The 19,613-nt window shown below is 61.7% G+C and carries 22 protein-coding genes and 1 tRNA gene; 19 read left to right on the plus strand and 4 right to left on the minus strand.

Features of this window, described 5'->3' with window-relative positions:
- The first annotated feature begins 114 nt into the window (after nucleotides 1-114).
- From LOY54_RS06380 to LOY54_RS06445, 14 genes are all read left to right on the plus strand, one after another.
- Nucleotides 115-861 carry a YebC/PmpR family DNA-binding transcriptional regulator gene (locus LOY54_RS06380; RefSeq protein ID WP_045193541.1) on the plus strand — a complete coding sequence of 249 codons (747 nt, stop codon included), beginning with the start codon at nucleotides 115-117 and terminating at the stop codon, nucleotides 859-861.
- Nucleotides 862-1,031: 170 nt separating this feature from the next.
- A complete protein-coding gene (ruvC, locus tag LOY54_RS06385) occupies nucleotides 1,032-1,556 on the plus strand; it encodes a crossover junction endodeoxyribonuclease RuvC (RefSeq protein ID WP_045193540.1) in 525 nt (174 codons plus the stop codon).
- Nucleotides 1,557-1,664: 108 nt separating this feature from the next.
- Entirely contained in the window at nucleotides 1,665-2,273 is a 609-nt protein-coding gene (gene ruvA, locus LOY54_RS06390; protein ID WP_010223195.1) for a Holliday junction branch migration protein RuvA, read from the plus strand.
- Complete coding sequence (gene ruvB / locus LOY54_RS06395) at nucleotides 2,274-3,329, plus strand: Holliday junction branch migration DNA helicase RuvB (protein ID WP_258609906.1); 1,056 nt, start codon at nucleotides 2,274-2,276, stop codon at nucleotides 3,327-3,329. It abuts the gene before it with no gap.
- A gap of 125 nt (nucleotides 3,330-3,454) precedes the next feature.
- Nucleotides 3,455-3,910, plus strand: coding sequence for a tol-pal system-associated acyl-CoA thioesterase (ybgC, locus tag LOY54_RS06400; RefSeq protein WP_045193538.1), 456 nt, complete (start codon nucleotides 3,455-3,457; stop codon nucleotides 3,908-3,910).
- 2 nt (nucleotides 3,911-3,912) lie between these two features.
- Nucleotides 3,913-4,608 carry a protein TolQ gene (tolQ, locus tag LOY54_RS06405; RefSeq protein ID WP_010223192.1) on the plus strand — a complete coding sequence of 232 codons (696 nt, stop codon included), beginning with the start codon at nucleotides 3,913-3,915 and terminating at the stop codon, nucleotides 4,606-4,608.
- A 14-nt stretch (nucleotides 4,609-4,622) separates the two neighbouring features.
- A complete protein-coding gene (tolR, locus tag LOY54_RS06410; protein ID WP_045193537.1) occupies nucleotides 4,623-5,075 on the plus strand; it encodes a protein TolR in 453 nt (150 codons plus the stop codon).
- Complete coding sequence (tolA, locus tag LOY54_RS06415; protein WP_093386479.1) at nucleotides 5,075-6,151, plus strand: cell envelope integrity protein TolA; 1,077 nt, start codon at nucleotides 5,075-5,077, stop codon at nucleotides 6,149-6,151. The genes tolR and tolA overlap by 1 nt, the downstream gene beginning before the upstream one ends.
- The gene (gene tolB / locus LOY54_RS06420; protein WP_045193535.1) at nucleotides 6,148-7,449 is read left to right on the plus strand and encodes a Tol-Pal system beta propeller repeat protein TolB; all 1,302 of its coding nucleotides are present in this window, start codon (nucleotides 6,148-6,150) and stop codon (nucleotides 7,447-7,449) included. Before tolA ends, tolB begins: the two co-directional genes overlap by 4 nt.
- Nucleotides 7,450-7,501: 52 nt before the next feature.
- A complete protein-coding gene (pal, locus tag LOY54_RS06425; RefSeq protein ID WP_010223188.1) occupies nucleotides 7,502-7,999 on the plus strand; it encodes a peptidoglycan-associated lipoprotein Pal in 498 nt (165 codons plus the stop codon).
- Between the two features lie 6 nt (nucleotides 8,000-8,005).
- On the plus strand, nucleotides 8,006-8,833 hold the full coding sequence (gene ybgF, locus LOY54_RS06430; protein ID WP_258609908.1) for a tol-pal system protein YbgF: 828 nt from the start codon (nucleotides 8,006-8,008) through the stop codon (nucleotides 8,831-8,833).
- 158 nt (nucleotides 8,834-8,991) lie between these two features.
- Entirely contained in the window at nucleotides 8,992-9,639 is a 648-nt protein-coding gene (gene queE / locus LOY54_RS06435) for a 7-carboxy-7-deazaguanine synthase QueE (protein WP_093386470.1), read from the plus strand.
- Nucleotides 9,640-9,652: 13 nt separating this feature from the next.
- Nucleotides 9,653-10,327 (plus strand): 7-cyano-7-deazaguanine synthase QueC, encoded by a 675-nt coding sequence (queC, locus tag LOY54_RS06440; protein WP_045193531.1) that lies wholly within the window; start codon nucleotides 9,653-9,655, stop codon nucleotides 10,325-10,327.
- Between the two features lie 61 nt (nucleotides 10,328-10,388).
- Nucleotides 10,389-10,464 (plus strand) — tRNA-Lys (locus LOY54_RS06445).
- Nucleotides 10,465-10,524: 60 nt separating this feature from the next.
- On the opposite strand, the gene LOY54_RS06450 is transcribed toward LOY54_RS06445, so the two are convergent.
- The gene (locus tag LOY54_RS06450) at nucleotides 10,525-12,696 is read right to left on the minus strand and encodes a TonB-dependent siderophore receptor (protein ID WP_258609910.1); all 2,172 of its coding nucleotides are present in this window, start codon (nucleotides 12,694-12,696) and stop codon (nucleotides 10,525-10,527) included.
- A 269-nt stretch (nucleotides 12,697-12,965) separates the two neighbouring features.
- Between LOY54_RS06450 and LOY54_RS06455 the strand changes: the two genes are divergently transcribed.
- Nucleotides 12,966-13,850 carry a glycosyltransferase family 2 protein gene (locus LOY54_RS06455; protein ID WP_093386460.1) on the plus strand — a complete coding sequence of 295 codons (885 nt, stop codon included), beginning with the start codon at nucleotides 12,966-12,968 and terminating at the stop codon, nucleotides 13,848-13,850.
- A 17-nt stretch (nucleotides 13,851-13,867) separates the two neighbouring features.
- Nucleotides 13,868-14,488, plus strand: coding sequence for a CatB-related O-acetyltransferase (locus LOY54_RS06460; protein WP_045193528.1), 621 nt, complete (start codon nucleotides 13,868-13,870; stop codon nucleotides 14,486-14,488).
- A gap of 3 nt (nucleotides 14,489-14,491) precedes the next feature.
- On the opposite strand, the gene LOY54_RS06465 is transcribed toward LOY54_RS06460, so the two are convergent.
- Nucleotides 14,492-15,745, minus strand: a complete 1,254-nt coding sequence (locus LOY54_RS06465; protein WP_258609912.1) for an ankyrin repeat domain-containing protein — start codon at nucleotides 15,743-15,745, stop codon at nucleotides 14,492-14,494.
- 148 nt (nucleotides 15,746-15,893) lie between these two features.
- Between LOY54_RS06465 and LOY54_RS06470 the strand changes: the two genes are divergently transcribed.
- Nucleotides 15,894-16,352, plus strand: a complete 459-nt coding sequence (locus LOY54_RS06470) for a carboxypeptidase regulatory-like domain-containing protein (protein WP_258609914.1) — start codon at nucleotides 15,894-15,896, stop codon at nucleotides 16,350-16,352.
- Here the strand turns inward: LOY54_RS06470 and LOY54_RS06475 are convergent.
- Nucleotides 16,294-17,244: a DMT family transporter gene (locus LOY54_RS06475; protein ID WP_258609915.1), complete on the minus strand. Its 951-nt coding sequence runs from the start codon at nucleotides 17,242-17,244 to the stop codon at nucleotides 16,294-16,296. The two genes, LOY54_RS06470 and LOY54_RS06475, sit on opposite strands and share 59 nt — an antisense overlap.
- Nucleotides 17,245-17,335: 91 nt before the next feature.
- On the opposite strand from LOY54_RS06475, the gene LOY54_RS06480 reads away from it, so the two are divergent.
- Both LOY54_RS06480 and LOY54_RS06485 read left to right on the plus strand, forming a co-directional pair.
- Nucleotides 17,336-18,217, plus strand: a complete 882-nt coding sequence (locus LOY54_RS06480; protein WP_258609916.1) for a LysR family transcriptional regulator — start codon at nucleotides 17,336-17,338, stop codon at nucleotides 18,215-18,217.
- 48 nt (nucleotides 18,218-18,265) lie between these two features.
- Nucleotides 18,266-18,946, plus strand: coding sequence for a peptidoglycan DD-metalloendopeptidase family protein (locus LOY54_RS06485; RefSeq protein WP_213602190.1), 681 nt, complete (start codon nucleotides 18,266-18,268; stop codon nucleotides 18,944-18,946).
- A gap of 6 nt (nucleotides 18,947-18,952) precedes the next feature.
- On the opposite strand, the gene LOY54_RS06490 is transcribed toward LOY54_RS06485, so the two are convergent.
- On the minus strand, nucleotides 18,953-19,600 hold the full coding sequence (locus tag LOY54_RS06490; RefSeq protein WP_258609918.1) for a TetR/AcrR family transcriptional regulator: 648 nt from the start codon (nucleotides 19,598-19,600) through the stop codon (nucleotides 18,953-18,955).
- Between the last annotated feature and the right edge of the window lie 13 nt (nucleotides 19,601-19,613).

Consider the following 19,613-nt stretch of genomic DNA (forward strand, 5'->3'; position numbering starts at 1 on the left):
CCGGGCGCATCCAGATGGATGCGCCTTTGCGTTAAGGCGCATGAATTTAAAGGTCTCGGCCGGGCGTGAGCGCGGCCGCGGCGTGGCATTGTTACAAAGGATTCGGAGTGCGTTATGGCAGGTCATTCCAAGTGGGCAAACATCAAGCACCGCAAAGAGCGCCAGGATGCCAAGCGAGGCAAGATCTTCACCAAGTGGATTCGTGAGCTGACCGTTGCCGCCAAGCAGGGCGGCGGCGATCCTGCCTCCAACCCGCGCTTGCGCCTGGCCCTGGACAAGGCGCTGGGGGCGAACATGAGCCGCGACATCATCGACCGGGCGGTTGCCCGCGGTGCTGGCACGGCCGAAGCCGACAATGTCGAAGAGCTCAGCTACGAAGGTTACGGCCCGGGCGGCGTGGCGATCATGGTCGAGGCCATGACCGACAACCGCAACCGTACCGCCGCCGCTGTGCGTCATGCCTTCAGCAAATGCGGCGGCAACCTCGGCACCGACGGTTCGGTGGCTTACCTGTTCGAGCGCAAGGGGCAGATCAGCTTTGCCGCCGGCGTCGACGAAGACGCGCTGATGGAAGCGGCGATGGAAGCCGATGCCGACGACGTGGTCAGCAACGAGGACGGTTCGTTCGACGTGTTTACCTCGTTCAACAGCTTCTATGCCGTGCGCAACGCCCTGGAAGAGGCCGGTTTCAAGGCCGCTGACGCGGAAATCGTCATGCAGCCGACCACCAGCGCCGAACTCGACCTGGACGGCGCACAGAAGGTGCTCAAGCTGATCGACATGCTTGAAGACCTGGACGACGTACAGAACGTCTACTCCAATGCCGAAATTCCTGACGAAGTCATGGAACAGCTCGGCTAGTCTCAAGTTGTTCATTTAGGTGGGAGCGAGCTTGCCTCGCGATGCGATTGGGTGGTAATGCGCAATCGCGGGGCAAGCCCGCTCCTACCGGCCCGAGGCCGGATCTGCCTGCAGTTGCATTGCACCTGCGAGCCGGTCCGGCTTCTGTTTTTACTATGGCGCAAAGACGTATGACTCTGATTCTTGGCATCGACCCCGGCTCGCGCATTACCGGCTATGGCGTGGTGCGCCACAGCGGGCGTGGTTGCGAGTACGTGGCTTCGGGCTGCATCCGTACCGGCGCCGGCGAGCTGCCCGAGCGCCTGCAGATCGTCTTTCGCGGTGTGCGCGAGATTATCCGCCAGCACGGCCCGGTGACCATGGGCATCGAGCGGGTGTTCATGGCGCGCAACGCCGACTCGGCGCTCAAGCTCGGCCAGGCCCGCGGCGCGGCGATCGTCGCGGCTATCGAAGAAGGCCTGGAAATCGCCGAGTACAGCGCCACCCAGGTCAAGCAGGCGGTGGCCGGCACCGGTGGGGCCAATAAGGAGCAGGTGCAGATGATGGTCATGCACCTGCTGAAACTGACGCAAAAGCCGCAGATCGATGCCTCCGACGCCCTGGCCATCGCCTTGTGCCATGCCCATACCCGCTCAAGCCTGGTGCCCCACGGCCTGGGTACGGCGCGCAGTCGCAGCGGGCGCTTGCGGCTCTGATAGCATCATCTGCTGAAACAAATTTTGCCTGGGCAATGCCATCGGCCATTGCATTTGCTGTTAGGGTTGACCGGTCGCTTGCCGGTACCCATGAGGAAGGATCGGAACGTGATTGGACGTTTGCGCGGCACCCTGGCTGAAAAACAGCCGCCGCACCTGATTGTCGACGTCAACGGCCTGGGCTATGAGCTCGAAGTGCCGATGACCACCCTGTACCGCCTGCCCAAGGTTGGCGAAGTGGTGACCTTGCACACCCATCTGGTGGTGCGCGAAGACGCCCACCTGCTGTATGGCTTCCATGAAAAGCGCGAACGCGAGCTGTTTCGCGAGCTGATCCGCCTCAATGGCGTGGGGCCCAAGCTGGCCCTGGCATTGATGTCGGGCCTGGAGGTCGACGAACTGGTACGCTGTGTCCAGGCCCAGGATGCTTCGGCCCTGGTCAAGGTGCCGGGGGTTGGTAAAAAGACCGCCGAACGCCTGCTGGTCGAACTCAAGGACCGCTTCAAGGCCTGGGAAACCTCCCCGGCCATGTTTGCCCTTGTGCCCAATGGTCCACTGCCGATTGCCAGCGTTTCCAGCGCCGAGGCCGATGCCGTCAGCGCGCTGATTTCCCTGGGCTACAAGCCCCAGGAAGCGAGCAAGGCGGTCGCCGCCGTGGATGCCAAGGGCCTGAGCAGCGAAGAGCTGATCCGTCGCAGCCTGAAGGGAATGATCTAAGTGATTGAAGCCGATCGACTGATAGCCGCCACCGGGCGCGACCGTGAAGAGGTCCAGGACCGGGCGATCCGCCCATTGCGCCTGGCCGAATACATCGGCCAGCCGGTGGTGCGTGAACAGATGGCGCTGTTCATCCAGGCCGCCCGCGGGCGCAACGAATCCCTCGACCACACCCTGATCTTCGGCCCGCCGGGCCTGGGCAAGACCACCCTGGCCAATATCATTGCCCAGGAAATGGGCGTGTCGATAAAAAGCACTTCCGGGCCGATCCTCGAACGCCCGGGTGACCTGGCCGCGTTGCTGACCAACCTTGAGCCGCACGATGTGCTGTTCATCGACGAAATCCATCGCCTGTCGCCCATCGTCGAAGAAGTGCTGTACCCGGCCATGGAAGACTTCCAGCTCGACATCATGATCGGCGAGGGGCCGGCGGCGCGTTCGATCAAGCTCGACTTGCCGCCGTTCACCCTGGTCGGCGCCACCACCCGTGCCGGCATGCTGACCAACCCGCTGCGTGACCGCTTCGGCATCGTCCAGCGCCTTGAGTTCTACAACACCGAGGACCTGGCGACCATCGTCAGCCGTTCCGGTGGCATTCTCGGCCTGCCCATTGAAGACGAAGGTGCCTTCGAGATCGCCCGCCGCGCCCGTGGCACGCCACGGATTGCCAACCGCCTGCTGCGGCGGGTGCGCGACTACGCCGAGGTGCGTGGCAAGGGCCACATCACCAAGCCGGTGGCCGACATGGCGCTGAACCTGTTGGACGTCGACGAGCGCGGTTTCGATCATCAGGACCGGCGCTTGCTGCTGACCATGATCGAGAAGTTCGACGGCGGCCCGGTGGGGGTCGACAGCCTGGCCGCGGCCATCAGCGAAGAGCGTCACACCATCGAGGACGTGCTCGAGCCCTACCTGATCCAGCAGGGCTACATCATGCGCACGCCACGGGGCAGGGTGGTGACCCGGCATGCCTACCTGCATTTCGGCCTGAACATTCCCAATCGCCTGGGCGAATCGATCAGTGGCGAGGGTTTTTCCACCCAGGCCGATGAATGACAGATTTATCCAGCGTTTCTGTGGTCCTATCCGCGGGCATGCCTCAGTCGCGCTGGCAATACGACATAATCGATGAAAAACAGTTGCCGGGGCGGATTGGCAAGCTGAGGAGTTAGCACTAGAGTATGCGCGCGCAAAACGAGCTAGAGCCGTTCGCACATCGTTGTCGTGTCTATTACGAAGATACCGATGCCGGCGGCGTGGTGTATTACGTCAATTACCTGAAATTCATGGAACGTGCCCGCACCGAGCGGTTGCGTGACCTGGGCTTTGCCCAGTCGGCACTGGCGCAGGACAACCTGCTGTTCGTGGTCCATTCCAGCGAGGCGCGCTATCACGCGCCAGCGCGGCTGGACGACGAGTTGCGGGTTACCGCGCAAGTGCTTGAATTGAACCGCGCCAGCCTGCGCTTCGTGCAGCAGGTGTGGCGCGAAAAAGATGCAACGCTGCTCTGTGAGGGGCAGTTCCTGGTGGCCTGTGTGCGCGCCGATACTTTCAAACCCCGGGCCATCCCCCAAGCGCTGCGCGCGGCCTTTGCCGAGGCGGGCGATCCGGGTACTCATTCAAATGCAGGAGATTAAGCGTGGAAGCTAACGTCGTCGACCATACCTCCATGTGGAGCCTGGTCAGCAATGCCAGCATCGTGGTGCAGCTGGTCATGCTGATTCTGGTGGCCGCATCGGTAACGTCATGGATCATGATTTTCCAGCGCAGCACCATGCTGCGCGCCGGTCGTCGTGCGCTGGACAGCTTTGAAGAGCGCTTCTGGTCGGGTATCGACCTGTCCAAGCTGTATCGTCAGGCTGGCAGCAACCCGGACCCGGATTCGGGTGTAGAGCAGGTGTTCCGCGCCGGCTTCAAAGAGTTCTCGCGTCTGCGCCAACAGCCAGGCGTCGACCCGGACGCGGTCATGGAAGGCGTTGGCCGGGCCATGCGCGTAGCCATCTCCCGTGAGGAAGAGAAGCTCGAGCAGAGCCTGCCGTTCCTCGCCACCGTCGGTTCCACCAGCCCGTACATCGGCCTGTTCGGTACCGTCTGGGGCATCATGAACTCCTTCCGTGGCCTGGCCTCGGCGCAGCAAGCGACCCTGGCCACCGTGGCCCCGGGTATCGCCGAAGCCCTGATCGCCACCGCGATCGGCCTGTTCGCCGCGATCCCTGCGGTTATTGCCTACAACCGTTTCGCTGCCCGCAGTGAAGTCTTGATCGGCCGTTACTACACGTTCGCCGACGAGTTCCAGGCCATCCTGCACCGTAAAGTGCACACCAGCGAAGAGTGATCAGGTAAAAGCCCATGGCCCGAGTTCGCCACAAACGCAAGCCGGTCGCCGAAATGAACGTGGTGCCATACATCGACGTGATGCTGGTACTGCTGGTGATTTTCATGGTGACTGCACCGATGCTCAACCAGGGCGTGAAGGTCGACCTGCCCAAGGTTTCCAGTGAAGCCTTGCCGCAGGACAACAACACCCAGGTCCTGACCATTTCGATCAAGGCTGACAAGACCTACTACTGGAACCTTGGCAGTGAAGTCGACACCGACAAGCAGATGGACAAGGCCATGACCTTGCCGCAAATGACCGACGCCGTGACCAAGATCATCAGCGCCGGCCGTGACCAGGGCAAGCAGACCCAGGTCTTCATCCGTGGCGACAAGTCCGTCGACTACGGCGCGGTCATGGGTGCCATGGGCGGGTTGCAGAAGGCAGGTGTCGGTAACGTTGGCCTGATTACCGAGGCGCCCTGATGCAACAGCGAGAGCCATCCGCCTCGGAAAGCTATTTCTGGCCCAGTGTCTGGGCCATTGCGCTGCACGTTCTGGTGTTCGGCATGCTGTTCGTCAGCTTTGCCATGACCCCGGAGCTGCCGCCGGCCAAGCCTATTGTCCAGGCAACCCTGTACCAGCTCAAATCCAAGAGCCAGGCCACCACCCAGACCAATCAGAAGATTGCCGGTGAGGCCAAGAAGACTGCTTCGCGTCAAACCGAAGAAGAACAGATGGAACAGAAGAAGGTCGAGCAGCAGGCAGTGAAGGCTGCGGAACAAAAGAAAGAAGAAGCGGCTCAAAAGGCCGAAGAGGCGCGAGCCGAGGCCGAGGCGAAGAAAGCCGAACAGGCCGAGAAGGCCGAGGAAGCGAAGAAAACCGCCGAAGCCAAGAAAGCCGAAGAGGCGAAGAAGGCTGCCGAGAAGCAACAGGCTGACATCGCCAAGAAGAAGGCCGAAGAGGAAGCCAAGAAAAAGGCTGACGAAGAGGCCAAGAAGCAGGCGGCTGAAGAGGCCAAGAAAAAAGCAGCCGAGGACGCCAAGAAGAAGGCGGCCGAGGACGCCAAGAAAAAAGCAACGGCTGAAGAGGCGAAGAAGAAAGCCGCCGAAGACGCCAAGAAGAAAGCCGCAGCTGATGCGGCCAAGAAGAAGGCACAGGATGCAGCCCGCAAGGCGGCGGAAGACAAGAAAGCCCAGGCCCTGGCCGAGCTTCTGTCCGATACCACCGAACGGCAGCAGGCCCTGGCTGACGAGCAGGGTGACCAGGTAGCCGGCGATTTCGACGACCTGATCCGTGCACGTGCGGCCGAGGGCTGGGCACGTCCGCCTTCTGCGCGCAAGAACATGACGGTGGTCCTGCAGATCGGCATGTTGCCGGACGGCACCATTACCTCGGTGAGCGTAGCCCGCTCCAGTGGTGACGGTCCGTTTGACAGCTCGGCTGTGGCAGCGGTCAAGAACATTGGTCGTTTAACCGAAATGCAGGGCTTGAAACCGAGCGAATTCAATCCCTATCGTTCATTCAAGATGACATTCACACCTGAGGATCTAGCCTTGTGATTAACCTTCTTCGAGGACTGCTGGTCGTTCTCTGCTGTGCAGCAGGGTTGGCCGTAGCAGATGAAAAGAACATTCTGGTCACCAGCGGCAGCGATCGCGCCACGCCGATCGCGGTCGTGCCGTTCGGGCTGCAGGGCGGCAGCGTGCTGCCTGAAGACATGGCTGACATCATCGGCAATGACCTGCGCAACTCCGGTTATTACTCGCCGATCCCGCGCCAGAACATGATCAGCCAGCCGAGCCAGGCCAGCGAAGTGATCTTCCGCGACTGGAAAGCCCTGGGCGCCCAGTACGTGATGGTCGGCAGCATCGTCCCGTCCGGCGGCCGCCTGCAGGTGCAGTACGCGCTGTTCAACGTCGCCACCGAGCAGCAAGTGCTGACCGGCAGCGTCTCGGGCAGTGTCGATCAACTGCGCGACATGTCCCACTACATCGCCGACCAGTCGTTCGAAAAGCTCACCGGCATCAAGGGTGCATTCTCTACCCGCATGCTTTACGTGACCGCCGAGCGCTTCTCGACCAACAACACCCGTTACACCCTGCAGCGTTCGGACTACGACGGTGCGCGGGCGGTAACCCTGCTGCAGTCGCGTGAGCCGATCCTGTCGCCGCGCTTTGCACCAGACGGCAAGCGCATTGCCTATGTGTCGTTCGAGCAGAAGCGTCCGCGCATCTTCGTTCAGCATATCGATACCGGTCGCCGTGAGCAGATCACCAACTTCGAAGGCCTCAACGGTGCGCCAGCCTGGTCGCCGGATGGTTCGCGCCTGGCGTTCGTGCTGTCCAAGGACGGCAACCCGGACATCTACGTGATGAACATGGGTTCGCGCCAGCTGTCGCGCGTTACCGCAGGCCCGGGTATCAACACCGAACCGTTCTGGGGTAAAGATGGCTCGACCATCTACTTCACCTCCGACCGCGGTGGTAAACCACAGATCTACAAAACCAATGTTTCCGGTGGTGGTGCAGAGCGGGTAACTTTCGTGGGTAACTACAACGCCAACCCTAAACTGTCGGCGGATGAAAAGACCCTGGTGATGATTCATCGCCAACAAGGTTTCACCAACTTCAAAGTGGCTGCACAAGATTTGCAACGCGGCAGTGTAAAGATTCTCTCGGAAACAAGTCTTGATGAGTCACCCACTGTTGCGCCCAACGGCACCATGCTAATCTACGCCACCCGCCAGCAGGGCCGGGGAGTCTTGATGCTCGTCTCTCTCAACGGACGCGTGAGGCTCCCGCTTCCTACCGCTCAAGGCGAAGTCAGAGAACCGTCCTGGTCCCCTTACCTGAACTGACGCGGCGCTTTACGTTTTACTTAACACACTGGGGTTCATTAGGAGTTTCACGATGGAAATGCTGAAGTTTGGTAAGTTTGCTGCGCTGGCTCTGGCCATGGCCGTAGCTGTAGGTTGCTCCTCGAAAGGCGGCGACGATGCTGGTCAAGGCCAGGTTGATCCTAACGCTGGCTACGGTGCCAACACTGGCGCTGTTGACGGCAGCCTGAGCGAAGAAGCTGCTCTGCGCGCAATCACCACCTTCTACTTCGAATACGACAGCTCGGACCTGAAGCCAGAAGCCATGCGCGCTCTGGACGTTCATGCCAAGGACCTGAAAGGCAACGGCGCTCGCGTCGTTCTGGAAGGTAACACCGACGAGCGTGGTACTCGCGAATACAACATGGCTCTGGGCGAGCGTCGTGCGAAAGCCGTTCAACGCTACCTGGTACTGCAAGGCGTTTCTCCTGCCCAGCTGGAACTGGTTTCCTACGGCGAAGAGCGTCCAGTTGCTACCGGTAACGACGAGCAGTCCTGGGCTCAGAACCGTCGCGTCGAACTGCGTAAGTAATTCGATATGCGAACGTGCCGTCGTGCTGTAACCGTCCTGGCTCTCACCCTGCCTCTCATGGCCTGGGCTGAGGTTCCTGTTGTTGATGACAACGCAGGCTATAGCGGCGCAAGCAGCTATCCGCCTGCGGGTTATGGTACGAACGGCGCCTATGCCGGGGGAGGGGTTACGGCCCCTGCCTCGGCACAGGGCCAGCTGTTCATGCAACTGCAGCAAATGCAGGAGCAGATAGCGCGTCAACAAGGCGTCATTGAAGAGCTGCAAAATGACGTGTCACGCATGAAACAGGAGAGCCTGGAGCGTTACCAGGACCTGGATCGGCGTATCGGAAGCGGTGTTGCACCTGCCGCCACTCCGCCCAATTCCCCAGCCGGTGGCGAAGCCGCCGGTGCTGCTGCAGGCGCTGGCGCCGGTGCTGCCACCGGCCAGCAGCCTGCTGCCAGCAGCGAACCTGGCGATCCGGCGAAAGAGAAGCTCTATTACGACGCTGCTTTCGACCTGATCAAAGCCAAGGATTTCGACAAGGCCAGCCAGGCGTTCAACGCCTTCCTGCGCAAGTACCCGAACAGCCAGTATGCCGGCAACGCCCAGTACTGGCTCGGTGAAGTAAACCTGGCCAAAGGTGACCTGCAAGCGGCAGGGCAAGCCTTTGCCAAAGTGAGCCAGCTGTATCCCAAGCACAACAAGGTGCCGGATTCGCTGTACAAGCTCGCCGACGTGGAACGCCGCCTGGGACACACCGACCGGGTCAAGGGCATTCTCCAGCAGGTGGTTACCCAGTACCCGGGTACCTCGGCTGCACAACTGGCCCAGCGCGATTTGCAAAAGCTCTGAACCAGCCGTTTTAAAAGAAACCCGCGCTAGTCGCGGGTTTTTTCGTTAGAATCACTGCCCTTTTATGAAACACGCTGCTGCGAACTACGCGATGACGGGTTCTCAGCAGTGCCTGACGGAGGCGGACAGCCTGTTTAGCTGTTACGCCCGTGGCGACTATGCAAGACACATTACGCATTACCGAAGTTTTTTACTCTTTGCAGGGTGAAACGCGTACCGCTGGGCTGCCCACGGTATTCGTCCGCCTCACCGGCTGCCCGCTGCGTTGCCAGTATTGCGACAGCGAGTACGCATTCAGTGGCGGCAGCATCCGCACCCTCGACTCGATCCTCGACCAGGTCGCCGGCTTCAAGCCGCGCTATGTCTGCGTCACCGGCGGCGAGCCGCTGGCCCAGCCCAATGCCATCCCTTTGCTCAAGCAGCTGTGCGACGCCGGTTACGAGGTTTCGCTGGAGACCAGTGGCGCCCTGGATATTTCCAGGGTCGACACCCGGGTCAGTCGCGTGGTCGACCTGAAAACCCCAGGCTCCGAGGAAGTTCACCGCAACCGTTACGAGAATATCGAGCTGCTGACCCCGAATGACCAGGTCAAGTTCGTTATCTGTTCCCGTGAAGACTACGATTGGGCGGTGTCCAAGCTCATTCAATATGGCCTGGAAAAACGCGCTGGCGATGTCCTCTTCTCGCCCAGCCACCACCAGGTGAGTGCCACCGACCTGGCCGACTGGATCGTGGCCGATAATTTGCCGGTTCGTTTCCAGATGCAGCTGCACAAACTGCTGTGGAACGACGAACCGGGACGCTGACAGGAGTGATGCAATGACTGAGAAACGTGCGGTAATTCTGCTTTCCGGCGGCCTCGACTCGGCCACTGTTGTTGCCATGGCCAAGGCCGAGGGCTACAGCTGCTACACCATGAGCTTCGACTACGGCCAGCGCCACCGTGCCGAGCTCAACGCCGCAGCGCGGGTTGCCCGCGACCTGGGCGTGGTCGAACACAAGGTCATCGGCCTGAGCCTGGACGGTATTGGCGGCTCGGCCCTGACCGACAGCAGCATCGATGTACCTGAAGCGCCGAGCGAAGGCATCCCGGTCACTTACGTGCCGGCACGCAATACGGTGTTCCTGTCCCTGGCCCTGGGCTGGGCAGAGGTACTGGAAGCCCGCGATATCTTCATCGGCGTCAACGCCGTGGATTACTCCGGTTACCCGGATTGCCGCCCGGAGTTCGTCGAGGCGTTCGAGCGCATGGCCAATCTGGCTACCAAAGCCGGTGTCGAAGGCAACGGCTTTCGTATCCAGGCACCGCTGCAGAACCTCAGCAAGGCGCAGATCGTCCAGGCCGGCATGGCCCGCGGGGTGGATTACAGCCTGACCGTTTCCTGCTATCAGGCCGACGATCAAGGCCGTGCGTGCGGCAAATGTGACAGCTGCCGCCTGCGCGCCGACGGCTTTAAAGCCGCCGGTGTAGAGGACCCGACCAGATATTTTTAAATTATTTTGCGATGGGGTGTTGATTTCCTGTTAGAAATCAGTATTATACGCGCCATCCAACGGGTCGTTAGCTCAGTTGGTAGAGCAGTTGGCTTTTAACCAATTGGTCGTAGGTTCGAATCCTACACGACCCACCATACGCTGTAAGAGAAAGCCCGCGTCCTGCAAAGGTCGCGGGCTTTTTCGTTTCCTACCTATCAGAACGCGTAGGTCGCCGACAGAATCGCCGAACGCGCATCGCCGTACTCGATGGCCGAAGAACGCGCATCGGTGCCGTTCTGCTGGCGCACACGCTCAACGTAATCCTTGTCGAACAGGTTGTTGACGTTCAGCTGCAGGTCGAGGTCTTCGTTGACCCGGTACGCCACCATGGCGTTGTGCAGCCAGTAGGCGTCAAGCTTGGCGCTGGTGCTGGAGGTAACGTTGCGTTCGCTGACATAACGCGCGCCATAGCCCAGGGTCCAGCCGGCCGGCAGCTGGTAAGTGGTCCACAGGTTCAGCGAGCGCGGCGGGGTGTTGCCCAGGGCCTGGCCTTCACGGGCGATACCGGCTGCAGTGTTGGCGGCCTTGAGGGTTTCACTGTCGAGGAAGGTGTAGTTGGCGAACACATCCCACTGCTCGGTAATATGCCCGGTGACCCCGACTTCGACGCCCTGTACACGCTGCTTGCCGGCCAGTTGGGTGGAGCCGTCGGCCATGGTTTCGCGGGCGTTGGTCTTTTCTACCCGAAACAGCGCCGCGTCCAGCTCGAGGCGCTTGTCGAGCAGCTCCCATTTGGTCCCCAGTTCCCAGGTTTCGTTCTTTTCCGGGGCGAGGTTTTCGGTGGCCGCGCTCAGGCCGCCGCCGGTGGAGGCCAGGCTCTCTGCCGAAGGGTTGAAGGAGTTGCCCCAGGCCAGGTAGATACGACCGTTATCGGTCGGTTTGTAGACCAGCCCGGCACGGCCACTGAGTTTTTCGTCGGTGGAGTCGAAGTCGGAGGTGCGTACATGCCCGGCGTCGTAGCCTTGGGCCTGACCTTTGAACTTGTCGTAGCGCAGGCCCAGGTTCAGGTCCCATTGCTCATGCAGGGCAATGGTGTCGAAGATGTACAGCGCCTGGTTGGTCAGCTCGGTGTCGGTGTAGCTGCTGGTGGTCTTGTTGGCCGGCCCCGACCAGTGCCCCGGCGGGTTGCTCAGATCATAACCATTAGCGGGATACAGGGCGTTGCTCAAGCCGTAGCCGTAGGTCTTCAGGTCCATGGTTTCGCGTGACACTTCCATACCGGTGACCAGGTCATGGCGCATGCCCAGCAGCTTGAAGTTGCTGATCAGATTGGTCTGGTTGATCCACATTTCGGTGGTCGCATCGCGCCCGTAGCCCTGGGGACCGGCGGGGCGATAGCGGCCAGGCGGCAGGCCGATAGTGTTGACGTGCGAAGCGGACACCGTGGTATCGCGGGCAATGTGGCTGTAGCGCGTAAGGTTTTGCAGGCGCAGGTTGTCGTTGAAGTCGTGTTCGAAGTTGGCGGTGAACGAGCTTTGCTCGATCTCTTCCTTGTCGAGGTTCTTCCAGCCGAAGTAGTCTTCGCGGCTGACGCCGGCCAGGCGTTTGCCGTCCAGGGCCGGTACGCCGTAGTCGGGCAGGTTGTCATCGACCTGGTGGAAGGCGCTCAGGGTCAGGCGCGTGGATTCGCTCAGGCCCAGGCGCAGCGATGGGGCGAGCCCCCAGCGTTCACGGTCGATCTGTTCGCGGCCGGCCACATCGTTCTGGTGGCCCATGAGGTTGATGCGAAACGCGCTGTCATGCCCTACGCCCTCCAGCGGCTGGTTGCTGTCCAGGGTCATGCGGTAGTAGCTGTCGGTGCCGACACTGCCGCCCAGGCGGGTGAAGGCTTGGTCCTGGGGCTGCTTGCTGATGATGTTGATGCTGCCGCCGGTGGTGCCGGCACCGCCGAACACCGAGTTGGGGCCTTTGATGACTTCGACCTGCTCGACATTTAAGGTGTCGGTGCGGTTGGTCTGGGCGCTGTCGCGCAAGCCGTCGATCTGGATATTGCTGTTGGCCGAGAAGCCGCGGATGTTGATGCTGTCGCCCGAGCCGCCACCGCCTTCGCCGGCGTTGAAGGTGATGCCGGAGACGTTGGACAGTACCTGGCGCAGGCTCAGGGCCTGCTGCTCCTTGATTACCTGGGAGGGCACCACGGTGATGGTCTGCGGGGTGTCGAGCAGGGTGGTGGTGTACTTGCCCGACGCCGAGCGTTCAGTCTTGTAGTCGCTGCTGGCCTTGGCATCGATGTTGATATTGCCCAGCTCCATAGGCGGGCTGGACGCCTTCTCGGCGAGCGAATAGCTTGATGTTGAAGCGACGGCAAGGCCCAGCGCTGAAGCCATGAAGGAATGCGATGAACGACCACGAGCAAGTTGGCAAGACATGTAAAGTTTCACCCCAGTGAAAATTAAATGTAAGTGTTTATGAGAATTATTAGCAGTTACGCTGCTGATGATAATCTCGCCGCTTACCTTTCTTGCAGCTGTAGGTGTTTCGACATGTTTCTGGAGCGAACCATGACAACCAGGCAGAGTTCCAGCATCATGGTGCCACTTCGAACTCAAAGATGACCCGCCTCCGTCGCGAGGCCGGCATAAGGCTTTTACCCGTAATGACCCAAGAACACGCCCAGCAGCCTTCCCAGTCGCCGCCACTGATCTCGGTCGTCGCTCCTTGCTACAACGCCGAGAAGTACCTTGAGGCCGCGCTGCAGAGCATCTTTGCCCAGGATTACCCCAACTTCGAGGTGATCATTGTCGACGATGGCTCGACGGACAACAGCCTTGCCATGCTCCGGGCGCTGCAGGACACCTACGCTTTCACCCTGCTGACCCAGCACAATCAGGGCGTCAGTGCCACGCTGAACAATGGCCTCAAGCATGCCCGGGGCGTGTATGTGTCCACTCCGGACCTGGACGACATCATGCTCCCGCATTCGCTCAGCGTCAGGGCCAGGTACCTGGACGAGCACCCCGAGGTCGGCTGCGTCGGCGCCCTGATCGCCTACATGGACAGCGATGGCGCCGAAACCAAGACCCAGCAGCGCACCGAGGTAAAGACCTTCAGCTTCGACCAGATCGTCCGCGAGGCAGTGGTCATCGGTGCGCCGGGCGCGTTGTACCGCATGCAGGCGATGCGCGCGGCGCAGTTCTACGACCCGGCGATCAAGGTCCAGGATTTCCAGATCACCCTCAGGATCGCCAGCAAGGGCTACCAGATTCACGAGTTGCCGGTGTGCGTGACGCGCTATCGCCGCCACCCCAACAACCTGTCGCGAAAGTTCAAGGTCCTGCTGGATGCCGATATGCTGGCGATGGCGCCCTTCAAAACGCATCCCGGCTATCAGCAGGGCAGGACGGTGCTGATCAACAAGGCATTGAAGTATGCGGTGGTCGCCGACAAGAAATTTGCCTGGCAACTGTTGCGCTCGATCCCGCTACGCCATTACAACCGCACCACATTCAAACGCCTGAAGCGCCTCGTACTGCACCGTTGATCAGCAAGGACCCCTTTGTGAAGTTATTCGACCTCTTGAAACAGCGGCGTGAGCGCAAACGACTGCGCTCGATGGACAAGCTTGAGCGTGCGGCAGAAAAGATCAGGCTGCGTTACCCACGTTATAGCGTCGGGGTGGGCACCTACGGGATTCCGGAAGTTGTCGAGTTCGGTGACGATACAGTGCTGAAGATCGGTTCCTACACCTCGATCGCAGCGGGCGTACAGATACTGCTCGGCGGTGAGCACCGTACTGACTGGCTGACCACTTACCCGTTCCCGGCCATGGTCGATGCCGTCAAGGACATCAAGGACTATGCGCCGAGCAAGGGCGATGTGGTGATCGGCAGCGACTGCTGGATCTGCACCAACGCGGTGATCCTCTCGGGCGTGACCATCGGCCATGGCGCGATTGTCGCCGCCGGTGCGCTGGTGACCCGCGATGTGCCGCCGTTTGCGGTGGTCGGCGGCAACCCGTGCAAGCAGATCAGGTGGCGGTTTGACGAAGAAGTGCGCAACACCTTGCTCGAAGCGGCCTGGTGGGACTGGCCCATGGATGAAGTCAAAGCTGTCTCGCGGATGCTCAGCAGCTCGGACCTTGATAGCTTTCTTGCCTACATCAAGGCCCGTAACGGCTGACAGTCAGTTGAACAGGCGCTGGCGCAGCGCGTCGATGCGTTCGGCCTCGGCCAGGTAGTCGGCGGCGCTGCGGTTGCTGTACAACTTGCCAGCCTTGATCCGCTTGGCGTCGCGCCGCTGCTGTTCGGCGCGTTCGAGCAAGGCCTTTTGCAAGGCGCTGGCACTGTCCGGCGAGGCTTCAAGCAGCGGCCGGGCCATGGCCTCGGCGCTGTCCAGGTGGTCCTGGGCAATGGCGCTGAGCACCGCACTAGGTTCACTTATCGCCCCCAGGCCCAGCAAGCGCTTGGCCAGCGGCGGCGTTACCTGCGCAGCGCCTACCAGCAGCGTGTCGGCTTGCACCGGCATGCCCTGGTCGAGCAACCAGCTGGCAGCTTCCAGGTGGCCGTGCTGCAGGCAGCATTCCAGGCTGGCGCCGTGTCCACGCAACGTTTCGCTCAGGTCGCAGCCGGCCCTGCGCAGGGCTGCCAGGCGCTCGATATCGCCATGGCTGGCCGCATCGAGCAGCGCCAGTTGGCGCAGGCGTGGTTGTCCGGCGAGGCTGCCGTCAGCCAGTGCCGGGCGCCAGTCCAGTACTCGTTCGCGTAGCAAGGTCTCAAGCCGCGCCTTGAGCGTCACGCCCGACTCACCGGCTGCTTCCAGTTCATCCAGCGCTTCGAGCAGTTCACTGGCGCTGCTGTACTCGGCCTGCGGGTCGAACGGGTCTTGTTCATAGGCCAGCAGGTGGAACAGCCCGGCGATGTCGTCGGCGATGCGTGCCAGGCTGTCCTGGTGCAGGCTGCCGGCCCAGGCTGGCGGCAGCCCGCGGCTCCAGGCGATTACTGCGCCATGGTTGGGGCCCGGGGTGACGCACACGTACAAGCGCTCCAGATATTCGAATCCGCCGAACGGCAGGTAGTCGAGCTTGCCGCTCCAGGGGCGGCCGTGTTCCCGGGCGGCTTCTTCGGCTTGCTCCTGTTCGTGCTCGATCCAGCCCCAGAGGTCGCGGTAGCCGTCACTATCTGGGTAGAACAGCTCGCTGAAGGAGAACGGGTGGCGGTGGCCGTCGTAAACCACTTCCAGGTCATAGCCGACGCGACCGCCCAGGCAGGTCTGCCACAGCTGCAACAGCCCTGCGGGTAGCGGGCCGCTCAGTTGGGCTTCGATCCGCGCCAGGGTGGCGGCGTCGATTGCAGGTTGAGTATCGAAGATCACGCAGCCTTCGAACAGGGCCAGGTGGTGGTCCTGCAACAGCTGATGTTCGGCGGGGGAGAGTTCCATTCGTGGTCCACCTTCGGATTGGGCCGCAGACTCTAGCACGCGGCGAAACCCTCATTGTATTGCCCGCAAGCCTCACGCCGAATTGATCTAAACGCCGGGAGTGAGAGGGGTAAAATGGTATCGACGCTGTAGCGCAGGAGTCATGGCAATGAAATCCTTCAGCACACTTGCGTTCACCACGGCACTGGCTGTGTTGCTGTTGGCCTGGCCGGCCCAGCACGCTCAAGCCGCGCAGTACCAGGAGCCGATCGACATGTCCGGGGTCAAGTTGCAACCCCAGGAGCAGAATGGCGTGAGCTATGTCAGCGGCGGAATCGGCATCGATGAGTCGCGGGCCATTCAGCAAGTCCAGGGCTATAACTTGCATCTGACCTTCTCGACCGGCCCCGAGAACAAGTATGTGCCGGATGTCGATCTGGCGATCCAGGGCGGGCAGGGGCAGACCGTGCTGCAACTGAGCCAGGTCGGGCCGATGGTCTACGTCAAGCTGCCGCCGGGTCATTACAACCTGGTCGCCTCGCGCAATGGCGTGCAGCAACTGGGCGTCGTCAACCTGGTTCCCGGCCAGACCGGCACGGTGAACCTGCACTGGCCGCAGGACAACTGAGCCGTGCCGGCACGCGGTTGACCAGCAGTATGCCGCTGATCAGCAGCGTGCCACCGGCCAGCATGGCGCCGCTCAGTTGCTCGCCCAGCAGCAGGGCGCCAGCGACCACGGCGGTCAGCGGGTTGAGGGCAATGAAACTGCCCGCCCGGGTGGCGCCGATCCTGGCGATGGCGTCGTAATACAGCACGTACGCCAGCGCCGAACCCAGCGCCCCCAGGTACCCCAGGCTGAGCAACTCGGGCGCCGACAGTGCGTGCAATGCGCTGATGCTCAGGCTGCCATTGAGCAGGGCGTGGACGCTGAGCATCGCCGCCCCGGCGAACACCGCATAGGTCACCGTGTGCAGCGCGCCGAGCTGTTTCACCAGGCCACTGCAGCAGACACTGAAGATCACCCAGCTCAGCACGCAGCCGAAGATCAAGCCATCGCCGAGCCAGCTGCCCTGGCCAATCGCTGCGGGCGCCCGGGCCAGCACCACCCAGCCCGCGCCCAGCAGGCACAGGGCGACGCCGAGCAACTGTGTGCGGCCCAGGCGCTGCCTGAAACACAGGTAGGCCATGATCGCCATGACCGCAGGATTACTCGCCACGATCAGCGAAGCCCGGGAGGCATCGGTGTATTGCAGGCCATGGAAGAAGAACAGCGTATAGGCGTAGATGCCGGCAAACCCCAGGCCGGCGACTTGCACGGCCTGGGTCTTGCTCACCCGGACAAAACCCTTTTTCGACACCCGCAGGATGATCGCCAGCACCAGGCTGGCCAGGGCAAAGCGCAGGCTGCCGAGCATCAACGGATCGACATCGCTGGCCACGGCGCGACCGGCAACGAAGGTGCCGCCCCAGATCATCGCGACCAGCGCAAGTTTCAGGTAGGTGCAAAACTGAGACGGCATGGCGGACCCCGGCTGACGGCGTACAGGTGATGCGCCATACTTGTCCGAATGCCGACTCATAGGGAAATGAGCAATCGCTCATGGGCTTTCGATGACTTTGACCCAGCTGGAAATCTTCGCCGTGGTCGCTGCGCGCAAGGGCTTCACCCTTGCCGCGGCACAACTGAAAATCTCCCAGTCAGGGGTGTCTCACGCCATCCGCGCCCTGGAGCAAGAGCTTGGCGTGACCCTGTTCGAGCGCCAGCAGGGGCAGATCGAGCTGAGCGATATTGGCAGCCGACTGCTGCCGCGGGCCCAGGCCATGCTCGGCCTGGCCGAAACCCTGCGCCAGGAAGCCCACGATGCCCGTGGCATGAAGCAGGGTACGCTGCGCATCGGCTCATTCGGGCCGACAGCGTCGGTGCGCTTGCTGCCAGCGATTCTCGCTGCCTACCGCCAGGCGTACCCCGGTATCGAGGTGCATGTCGACGAAGGTCCGGACCGCCAGGTGCTGCACTGGCTGCAGGAGCGGCGCATCGATGTCGGTTTCGTGGTGCTGCCTGAAGAGCAGTTCGACAGCTACCCGCTGCTGGAGGACCAGATGGTTGCGCTGCTGCCCGCCGACCATGCGCTGGCGCAGCTCGCTTCAGTGACGCTCAAGCAACTGTGCCTGGACCCCTTCGTACTGACCGAGGCCGGTTCAGCCGAGATCGTCTCGCGGCTGTTTCTTGCCGCCAGGCTGCAACCCCGGGTTCGCTACCGCACCTCGCAACTGCTCAGCACCCTGGAGATGGTTGCCCGAGGTGACGGAGTGAGCATCGTGGCGCAATCGTCCTTGCCGTTGCCCACAAGCCTGGCTTATGTGCAGCGCCCGCTCGATCCGCCGGTCAAGCGGAGGGTGGGGCTGGCGGTGGTCGATGAGCGCATCATCTCGCCCGCGACCCGGGCTTTTATCGAACTTGCACGGAGTTTGCCGCGTAACGCTGCGGACTGATTTATAGTAGCGCCCTCGTCAACGGCGTCTCCGGGAAAAGGAAGTGGTGTGTTTTTCAGGTTTGTTCTGATCGCCGTAATGCTGGCGATGTCTGCATGCAGTTCGCATTCCCCAAGCCCCGGTAGCTCCGCCAACAAAGTCGTGGCCGGCACCTATAAGGTCAAGCGCGGCGATACCCTGTACTCGATTGCCTCGCGCCATGGCTGGAACTTCAAGGAACTGGCGCGCTACAACGGCATCAGTGCGCCCTATGCGGTGAATGTCGGCCAGACCATCCGCTTCGGCGGCTCGAAAACCACCACGCGCACCACCAGCAGTGCCAGCAAGGCCCGGCCCGTGGCGCCGGCCACCAAGGTCACCCTGCGCGGCTGGGCGTGGCCGCTGCAGGGCACGCTGATCCGCCGCTATTCCTCCGCCGACAAGCTCAACAAGGGCATTCGCATCGCCGCCACCCCGGGCCAGGCGGTGTACGCCAGCCTGGGTGGCAAGGTCGCGTTCGCGACTAACATCCGCGGCTATGGCAACCTGATCATCCTCCAGCATGGCACTGCCCATGCCAGTGTCTACGGCCACAACAGCAAGTTGCTGGTCAAGGAAGGCCAGACCGTCAGCAAGGGCCAGAAGATTGCCGAAGCCGGCGACCTGGATACCGACCGCGTGCAGCTGTACTTCGAAATCCGCCAGAACGGCAAGCCGATCGATCCGCTGAGCGTGTTGCCGGCCAGTTGAGGACGCTCAAGGCGTCGCTTGCAGGTAGTGGGCGATGATCTTCACGCTCAGTTGCAGACGTTGCTCGATGTCCTCGCTGGCCGGGGTATAGGCCGGCATGCTGACCGCCTTGAGAAACAGGTCGGCCTTGAGCATCTCCAGAAACTGGCAAGCAACCAGGCTGAGGGTTTGCCGGTCGGCCTGGATGCCGTGCAGTTGCCCCAGGCGCTCGGCCAGCAACTGGTAGCTGCGCTCGGGCCCCAGGGTGTAGAAGTGCTCGCCGATCTGCGGAAAACGCGGCGCTTCGGCCACGATCAAGCGATACAGGCCGATGCTTCTGGGCGCCAGCAGGCCGTGCAGAAAGCGGCGCCCGTAGTGTTCGAGTACGCGTTCAAGCGAGTCGTGTGCGGCGCTGCCGGGGTCTGGGGCAACGAAGATCTCTTCGATCATTCGTTCAATCACTGCGGCAAACAAACCTTCCTTGCCGCCGAAGCTGCTGTACAGCGTCCCGCGTGAGCCGCCGGCCAGGTCGATGATCATGTCCAGGGTGGCGCCTTCAAAACCGTGCTCGATAAACGTCCGGGTGGCCGCCTCGATCAATGCGTGGCGGCGCTGAAGCCCGCGAGCGGTGAGGCGCGGGCTGGCCTTCCTGGGTTTTTCGCAGTCAGTACTCATGGTTGCTTGTCCG

It is taken from the genome of Pseudomonas sp. B21-032, from assembly GCF_024748965.1.
GTDB lineage: Bacteria > Pseudomonadota > Gammaproteobacteria > Pseudomonadales > Pseudomonadaceae > Aquipseudomonas.